Genomic DNA, 8286 nt, shown 5'->3' with positions numbered 1-8286 from the left:
CGAAGGAATTTCGAGAAGTCGCGTAATGAATCGGGAGGAGCGTCGTCTCATCCCATAGAGACAGCCGTGAGGATCCCACCGGGGGGCGGGATCCAGGCACTGGTGCGGGGGGCATTCGCACTGGTCGGGCAGGTCGGGATCCTCGGGGGAGGAGAACCCGGCCGCCCGTCTCACGAGGGGGAACGAGGCCGCCGATCTGGGGAACGGCGGCCTCCCGCCCCGTCACACATGCATGACCGGAGAGCGCAGAGCTGCGCGTCGCGCGCGGCGCCGTCTCAGACGAGCAGCCGGGGTCCTGACCACACGCGCGCGACGCGCAGTTCCGCATCCAGGAGCACGGCGTCGCCGAGCATCCCGTTGCGCAGACCGCCGAGAGCGGAATCGCGGCCGATCGCCCGTGCCGGCGTCTCCGTGAGCGCGCGGACGGCCTCGGGCAGCGACACGCCTGCCTGCACCGTCCGCCGCAGGGCCACGTCCTGCGTCAGCGTCGATCCGGCGATCGATCCGGTGTCGTCAGCCCTCGCCAAGCCGTCGCGCACCGTGACGCTCACCGCGCCGAGGTCGTAGTGGCCGTCGGCACTCCCGGCGGCCGCCATCGCATCGGTGATCAGCGCGACCCGACGGGGGGCGGAGTCGAAGACGAGCTTGACGACGTGCGGGTCCAGATGCACGTTGTCGGCGATGGCCTCGAGCACCACACGATGATCGGCCGCCGCCGCGAGAACCGGCCCCGGGGCGCGGTGATGGATCCCCGGCATCGCGTTGAACGCGTGGGTGAGGATGGAGGCTCCCGCCTCGAACGCGGCGATCGCCATGGCGGCATCCGCATCGGTGTGGCCGACGGCGGCCGCGGAACCCGCTGCCACGATCTGTCGGATCGCGTCGATCCCGCCGGGGAGCTCCGGCGCGATGGTGACCTGACGGACGGTGCCGCGGCCGGCATCCAGGAGGCGGGAGACATCCGCGGCCGCCGGATGGCGAAGAAGCGAGGGTTCGTGGGCTCCGTGATGCCCGGGGTCGAGGAAGGGCCCTTCGAGGTGCGATCCCAGGATGTCGGTATCCGTCTCGGTCAGATCCGCGATGAGCGCGACACTGCGGGCGAGGGAGTCCAGCGACGCGGTCACGAGCGAGATGACCGCGCGGGTGGTGCCGTGCGCGCGGTGCAGGTCTCGTCCGGTGCGGATCGCCTCCACGCCGTCGTCGAACGCGGCACCGGCGCCTCCGTGCCCGTGGATGTCGATGAAGCCGGGAGTGAGCAGGGCGCCCGCGCCGGCGACGGCGGTCGCGTCGACGATCTCGTCCGCCGGCGTCCATTCCGATCCCGTCCCGCGGGCCGTCACGACACCGTCCTCGACCCGGATCCAGCCGTCCTCGACGATGTCGCCGCGATCGACGATCCGCGCGGAGTGGATGACCAGCGAACCGGTCGAAGAGGAGTGGGTGCTCAACGTGCGCTCCAGGGGATCTCGTCTGCGGGGTGGAAATCGACCCCTTCAGCCTTCCACAGCGGCGCCAACGACCCGACCCGCAGGCGGAACGACTCCCACGTGCGCTCCGGTGCCTCTCGTGGCGACCAGGCGACCTCGGCCTGCGCAGCGGCGCGCGGGAAGACCAGCTGCTCGACCTCGTCGATCGTGCGGGTGGTCTCCGACCAGAGAGGGGCCTCCACACCGAGGATCGCGGCCTCGGGGACGTCGAGCACCGCGGTGGGCTCCCACTCGTAGGCGGAGCGGACGTCGATGATCGCCGCCCAGGTGAGTCCGAGGGGGAAGTCCTCCGCGTACTTCATGTCGAGGTAGGTGACGTCAGCCGCCGACATGAGGAGAGCGCCGCCCCGATCGACGAAATGGGCGGCCTCCTCGGCGTGAGTGCCCTCGGGCGTGGTCTTCCCCCAGTACTGCCCGACGGTGCCCTCGGCGATGTTCGCCGCGGAGCCCATCTCGTGCCAGGCCATCGGGATCTTCCCCTCTTCCACGACGATCGAGGTCGCACGCGCGGCGAACAGATCGAAGTCGGCCTGGGGAGTGCCGAGCGACTCGTCGCCGCCGATGTGGATGTACGGCCCCGGCGTCATCTCGGCCAACTCGCGGACGACGTCGCGCACGAACTCGTACGTGCGCTCCTCGTGGATGCGGACGCTGGAATGGCCGACACCCCAGCCGAGGTAGGTCTCGCCGGCGACGGGCAACGGCTGGCCCAGACGCGCGGAATCCGCGATGAGGTTGTCGTTCAGCACCGGCGCCTCGACGAGCTCGGGGTAGGCCACGCCGATCGCGTGGGTGTGCCCGGGCAGGTCGATCTCGGGGATCACGATCATGTGGCGCGAGGCGGCGTACGCCACGAGCTCGCGGTAGTCGTCTTTCGAGTAGAAGCCGCCGGGGTCGCCGTTCGCCGACGTGCCGGAGGCGCGCTCGGTGAGCAGCGGCCAGGAGTCGATGTGCACGCGCCACCCCTGGTCGTCGCTCAGGTGCAGGTGCAGGTGGTTGAACTTGAGCGCACTCGTGCTGTCGATGAACCTCTTCACATCGTCGACGCCGAAGAAGTGCCGGGCGACGTCGAGCATGACGCCCCGTCGCGGGAAGCGCGGGGAGTCCGCGACGTCGGCGCGGAGCAGCGCCCAACCGGAGTCGTCCTGGCGCAGCAGCTGCAGCAGTGTCTGCACACCGTAGAAGAGCCCTGCCTCGTCGGCCCCGACGACGATGGCCTGATCGCCGATCTCGAGTGTGTAGCCTTCCGGCGCCGAGGATTCCGGGTCGACGATCAACTCGATGTCGGCGAGGGCCTCGTCGACGACGGAGAGCCGGATGCCACTGCGGCGCTCGACCGCGTCGATCAGCTGGGCGGCTGCGGGGGAGGAACCGCGCACGCGCGTCTTCGCGGTGATCGGCATCCGTCCCTCTCGTGCGACGGCGGACACGGGCACGGGAACGAGCGGAAGAGGATGAGGAAGGACCATGAACAAAACCTACCCGTCGGTGCCGCTCAGCGGAATGGCAGAACTCGAATCGATTCTGCGACCGCCATGAGACGGCAGCGTGCGCGGCGGCTCGCATCGGCTATGCTCGTAACCGTCGCGACTGGCGTCTGGGTGGACTACCACCGGGGAGCGACTGACCACGGAATTCGACCGCGCGCCTGGGCCGATAGGAACACCCCTTTCGAATCCGTTGTCAAAGGAGCACGTCATCATGACCGACCGTTACTTCAACGCCCCGCTTTCCGAGGTCGACCCCGAGATCGCTCAGGTCCTGGATCGCGAGCTGAAGCGTCAGCAGACCTTCCTCGAGATGATCGCGTCGGAGAACTTCGTGCCCGTCTCGGTGCTGCAGTCGCAGGGCTCCGTGCTCACGAACAAATACGCAGAGGGCTACCCCGGACGCCGCTACTACGGTGGCTGCGAAGAGGTCGACGTCGCGGAGTCCCTCGCGATCGAGCGGGCCAAGAGCCTGTTCGGTGCGGAGTTCGCGAACGTGCAGCCGCACTCCGGCGCCTCCGCGAACGCGGCGGTCCTGCACGCGATCGCCCGTCCCGGCGACACCCTGCTCGGTCTGTCCCTCGACCAGGGCGGCCACCTCACGCACGGCATGAAGATCAACTTCTCCGGCCGTCTGTACGACATCGTCGCCTACGGTGTCGACCCCGAGACCTCGACGATCGACATGGCGGAGGTGCGTCGCCTCGCGATCGAGCACAAGCCGAAGGTCATCATCGCCGGCTGGTCGGCCTACCCGCGCACGATGGACTTCGCGGCGTTCCGTGAGATCGCCGACGAGGTCGGCGCGCTGCTCTGGGTCGACATGGCGCACTTCGCCGGTCTGGTCGCCGCAGGTCTGCACCCGAACCCGGTGCCCCACGCACACGTCGTCTCCTCGACCGTGCACAAGACGATCGGCGGCCCGCGCTCGGGCTTCATCCTCACCAACGACGCCGAGCTCGCCAAGAAGATCAACACCGCGGTGTTCCCCGGGCAGCAGGGCGGACCGCTCATGCACGTGATCGCGGCCAAGGCCACGGCGTTCAAGCTCGCCGGCACCCCCGAGTTCAAGGAGCGCCAGGAGCGTGTGCTGCGCGGGGCGAAGCTCATCGCCGAGCGCCTGTCGCAGCAGGACGTGAAGGACGCCGGCATCTCCGTACGCTCGGGCGGCACCGACGTGCACCTGGTTCTGGTCGACCTGCGCGACGCCGAGATCGACGGCAAGCAGTCCGAGGATCTCCTGCACGACATCCACATCACCGTGAACCGCAACGCCGTCCCGAACGACCCGCGTCCGCCCATGGTGACCTCGGGCCTGCGCATCGGCACGCCCGCGCTCGCGACCCGCGGCTTCGGCGATGCCGAGTTCACCGAGGTGGCCGACATCATCGCCCTCGCGCTGCTCCCGGGGGCCGACGTCGAGGCCCTGCGCGCCCGCGTCGACGCCCTGGCCGCCGCGTTCCCGCTCTACCCGGACCTGCAGCAGTAATTCCGCAGCACCTCCCTCTCGCGAGTGCACGGGGTACTGCCGAGCGCACGGCTTGTCGACGTGAACAAGCCGTGCGCTCGACGGGAGGCCGTGCACTCGGCGGTGACGACGTAAGGAAGACACCATGACCGCGAAGATCCTCGACGGGAAGGCGGCTTCGGCCGCGATCCGGGCCGAGCTCACCGAGCGCGTCGCCGCGCTGAAGAGCAAGGGGGTGACGCCCGGGATCGCCACCGTGCTCGTGGGCGCCGACCCGGCGTCGCAGCTGTACGTGGGTATGAAGCATCGGCAGTCCGAGGCGATCGGGATGAACTCGATCCAGCGCGAGCTGCCGGCGGATGCGACCCAGGCCGACGTCGAAGCACTGATCGACGACCTCAACGCCGACCCGGCCTGCCACGGTTACATCGTGCAGCTGCCGCTGCCGAAGCACCTGGACACCGACGCGATCCTCGAGCGGATCGACCCGGCCAAGGATGCCGACGGCCTGCACCCGACCAACCTCGGGCGCCTGGTGCTGAACGTCAACGGCCCGATCCACACGCCGCTGCCGTGCACGCCGCGCGGGGTCATCGAGCTGCTGCTGCGCAACGACTACGACCTCAACGGCAAGCATGTCGTGGTGGTCGGGCGCGGCGTCACGATCGGACGCTCGATCGGACTGCTGCTCACCCGGCGCGACCTGAACGCCACGGTCACCCTCACGCACACCGGCACCGTCGACATGCCGCGCTACCTGCGTGAGGCCGACGTGATCGTCGCCGCGGCCGGCGTGAAGCACCTGATCCGCGCGGAGGACGTGAAGCCCGGCGCGGCCGTTCTCGACGTCGGTGTGACGCGCGAGACCGACGAGGAGACGGGGAAGAGCCTCGTGTTCGGCGACGTCGCCCCCGATGTCGCCGACGTGGCGGGCTACATTTCCCCGAACCCGGGAGGTGTCGGCCCGATGACGGTCGCGCTGCTCATGACCAACGTCGTGGAAGCGGCCGAACGGTCGCTCTGACGACGACCCTTCGCGCAGAAAGGCGCCCGCCCGGTGACGGGAGGGCGCCTTTCCTCGCTCCGGGCGCGTACCGCCCGGATCAGCCCAGTTCGTCGAGCATCCGTCGCTGCTCGGGCGTCAGCCCGTCGCGGAGCTCGTCACGGGCGGCGCGGGTCTCCGGCGACTCCGACGGCGCGGCGGGCGCGGAGGATGGGGCCTTCGCGCCTCCCTGCACGCGTGCCTGCACCGAATCGTAGATCTCGCCCGCCTTCGCCCGCAGCCGATCGTCGATCTGGTCGTAGATCATCCAGCCGAACAGCAGTGCGAGCGGCGGCAGCACGAACGCCCAGAAGCCGGAGGCACGCACCCCGCTCAGCCACACCGTGAGCACCCAGATGATGAGCTCGACGAGATACACCAGGACGTACTGCACGACCTTCTCGCCGGTCCTGGTGCGCTCGGCGGCCGACTTCGCGGCCGACGTGCGGAAGGCCCCGGCGAGCAGCGGCTTCACGAACAGGGCGGCGAGGGTCAGGATGACGGACGCCCACAGCGCGTTCAGACCGACCGACACACCGGGCAGCAGCAGGCCGATCAGCAGCAGCACGGCGACGTCGAACACGTAGAGCGCGGCGAACCGGACGATTCCGTTCTTCATGCGCCCAGAATCCCACACCTCCAGGGCAGATCACCCCTGCGCGTGCCCGATCACCCCTGATTGTGCCCGATCACCCCTGAGCGTGCCCGATCACCCCTGACTGTGCAGTGTGCTCTCGATCCCGCTGATGCGGGCCTGCTCGTCGAAGCGGAACGTCGCGGTTCCCGTGGCATCCGACACCGTCGCCCCGGAGAACGCCTCATCGGTCCAGGAGAGCGTCCAGCCCGCGAGGCGGGCGAGGTCCCAGACCGCCGTGCGTGCATCGGGCAGGACGGCGGCGGAGAGCACGCGGGGGAGCGCGATGACCGCATCGGCCACCGTGAGCGGCGCGAGCGGAGCGTCGAGCAGGAAGACCGCCCGCGTTCCGTTGCCGACCGGGGCGGAATAGTAGGGGGAACGCCCGGTGAGCTCCACCGCGACGCCGCCGACCGTGTGGGCCGCCTGGGCGATCCATTCGTCGTCGCCGGAGACCTCGGCGGGGAACGCGACCTCGGCGGTGGTGAGTTCGGCGATGCCGTGCTCATTGCCGTATGCGTGCAGCTGAGCGGCGACTCCCTGCGGGTCGCCGCTCGGGTGTGCCCAGGCCCACAGCAGCGACCGGGGTCCCGGTGCGATCGTCGCGATCAGGTGCGCGCGGGCCACGAGCTGGCGGGACGGATCGGCGTCGGCCGTGAAGGTCAGCGTGCCGGCAGCCAGGTCCGCGTCCCAGCGGTGCTCGCCGAGGGCATCGGCGGCGGCGGAGAGAGCATCCTGACGGAGTGCGACGAAGAGGGCGGCACGATCGGCGAGGGGCTGGAGCGCGGCGAAGGTCATGCCGACAGTCTCGCGGTCGATGCTATGAATCCGCTAGTTCACGCGGAGATCGTCGCGGCTTCCGGGCGTCCCATCCGCCAGACGCTCGGCACCATCAGGGTGGCCAGCGCGATCACCGCGTACACGGCACCCGAGGCGATGAGCACTGTCGCGGGGTCGGCATGTGTGATCAGCCAGCCGTACACGAGCGTGCCGATCGGCATCACGACGAAGCTGCCGAGCATGTCGTAGCTCGACACCCGGGAGAGCTTCTCGCCGGGGATGTTCTCCATCATCGCGAGGTTCCACCCCGTGCTGAAGACCTCGGCCCCCGCCCCCGCGATGAACGCGGCCATGGCGAGCAGGACCACCGCGGGGTGCACGCCCAGGATCGTCACGGGGATCGCGAAGGCGGCCATGCCGATCATGCCGTAGCGCAGCGGTCGTCGCAGCGGGAACCACATCAGCAGCAGCGTCATCAGCAGCACACCGGCGCCCTCGGCGCTCACGACCCAGCCCCATCCGGTGATGCCGAGCAGATCGTTGTTCTTCGCGATGTACGGGCCCACGACACCCCAGGCGCCGACGTGGATGGCGTTCATGACCATGAAGGCCAGCACGATCGTCCACAGCCATGAGCGACTCCAGAACTCCCGCCATCCGATGCGGAGGTCGTGGAACATCGTGGTGCCGCCCGCGTGCGACGGGGGAGGGAGCTTCACCAGGGCCAGCACCGGGATCGCGATCACCCATCCGGTCGCCTGCACGACCATCGCCCAGGCCGGGCCCGCGGTCGCCACCAGGACGCCCGCGATGATCGGGCCGCCGATGGTCACGGCTGAGCGCACGAAGGACAGCATCGCGTTCGCCTGCTGCAGATGCTCGGGAGTCGTGAGCTGCGGGATGATGCCCTGCATCGCCGGCAGCACGAACGCCGTCGAAGCGCCGTTGACGATCGAGAGCATCACGAGGAGCGGGATCGTGGCGTTGCCGGTGAACAGGAGCGCGGCGATCGTGCCGATCGACAGGATGTCGACCACATAGCAGGCCTGGATGATCAGCGCCCGGGGGAGTCGGTCGGCGATCACGCCGCCGAACAGCACGAACACGATGTTGCTCACCGTGAAGGCGGCGAGCACGAAGGACAGCGATCGCGCGTCGTTGTCGATCTCCAGGACCGCGAAGGCGAGGGCGATCGAGGACATCGACCCGGCGATCATCGTGATCGCCCGGGCGAGGAAGAACCAGCGGAAGTTGCGGTCCTGCATCGCGGCGAGCCCGCGGCTCACCTCACGACCTCGCTCCTGTGCACCCGGCTATCCTGCCACGGGCGGGAGTCGTTCGAATCGCGCAGACGGTTGCATCCAGATCCTGGACACAGCCACGTGCGC

The 8286-nt window shown here is 69.4% G+C and carries 7 protein-coding genes and 1 riboswitch; of the genes, 2 read left to right on the top strand and 5 right to left on the bottom strand.

Features of this window, described 5'->3' with window-relative positions; genetic code table 11:
- Positions 1-275: 275 nt before the first annotated feature.
- Both nagA and GZ64_RS0108190 read right to left on the bottom strand, forming a co-directional pair.
- Positions 276-1448 carry an N-acetylglucosamine-6-phosphate deacetylase gene (gene nagA / locus GZ64_RS0108195; RefSeq protein WP_029265860.1) on the bottom strand — a complete coding sequence of 391 codons (1173 nt, stop codon included), beginning with the start codon at positions 1446-1448 and terminating at the stop codon, positions 276-278.
- Complete coding sequence (locus GZ64_RS0108190; protein ID WP_029265858.1) at positions 1445-2956, bottom strand: family 20 glycosylhydrolase; 1512 nt, start codon at positions 2954-2956, stop codon at positions 1445-1447. The genes nagA and GZ64_RS0108190 overlap by 4 nt, the downstream gene beginning before the upstream one ends.
- Before the next feature lie 107 nt (positions 2957-3063).
- Positions 3064-3148: riboswitch (ZMP/ZTP riboswitch) on the top strand.
- Positions 3149-3188: 40 nt separating this feature from the next.
- On the opposite strand from GZ64_RS0108190, the gene glyA reads away from it, so the two are divergent.
- Together glyA and GZ64_RS0108180 are read left to right on the top strand one after the other, a co-directional pair.
- Entirely contained in the window at positions 3189-4463 is a 1275-nt protein-coding gene (gene glyA, locus GZ64_RS0108185; RefSeq protein ID WP_021198835.1) for a serine hydroxymethyltransferase, read from the top strand.
- Between the two features lie 124 nt (positions 4464-4587).
- Entirely contained in the window at positions 4588-5466 is an 879-nt protein-coding gene (locus GZ64_RS0108180; protein ID WP_029265856.1) for a bifunctional methylenetetrahydrofolate dehydrogenase/methenyltetrahydrofolate cyclohydrolase, read from the top strand.
- A 79-nt stretch (positions 5467-5545) separates the two neighbouring features.
- Here the strand turns inward: GZ64_RS0108180 and GZ64_RS0108175 are convergent, their stop codons facing one another.
- The 3 genes from GZ64_RS0108175 to GZ64_RS0108165 all read right to left on the bottom strand — a co-directional run bounded on the left by GZ64_RS0108175 (position 5546) and on the right by GZ64_RS0108165 (position 8184).
- Positions 5546-6103, bottom strand: coding sequence for a hypothetical protein (locus GZ64_RS0108175; RefSeq protein ID WP_029265853.1), 558 nt, complete (start codon positions 6101-6103; stop codon positions 5546-5548).
- A 90-nt stretch (positions 6104-6193) separates the two neighbouring features.
- Positions 6194-6916 carry a DUF6882 domain-containing protein gene (locus tag GZ64_RS0108170; protein WP_029265851.1) on the bottom strand — a complete coding sequence of 241 codons (723 nt, stop codon included), beginning with the start codon at positions 6914-6916 and terminating at the stop codon, positions 6194-6196.
- Positions 6917-6954: 38 nt separating this feature from the next.
- The gene (locus tag GZ64_RS0108165; RefSeq protein ID WP_029265849.1) at positions 6955-8184 is read right to left on the bottom strand and encodes an MFS transporter; all 1230 of its coding nucleotides are present in this window, start codon (positions 8182-8184) and stop codon (positions 6955-6957) included.
- Positions 8185-8286 lie beyond the last annotated feature (102 nt).

The organism is Microbacterium sp. Cr-K32 (assembly GCF_000708345.1).
Lineage (GTDB): Bacteria > Actinomycetota > Actinomycetes > Actinomycetales > Microbacteriaceae > Microbacterium > Microbacterium maritypicum_A.
This window is presented reverse-complemented; position numbering and strand designations above follow the sequence as displayed.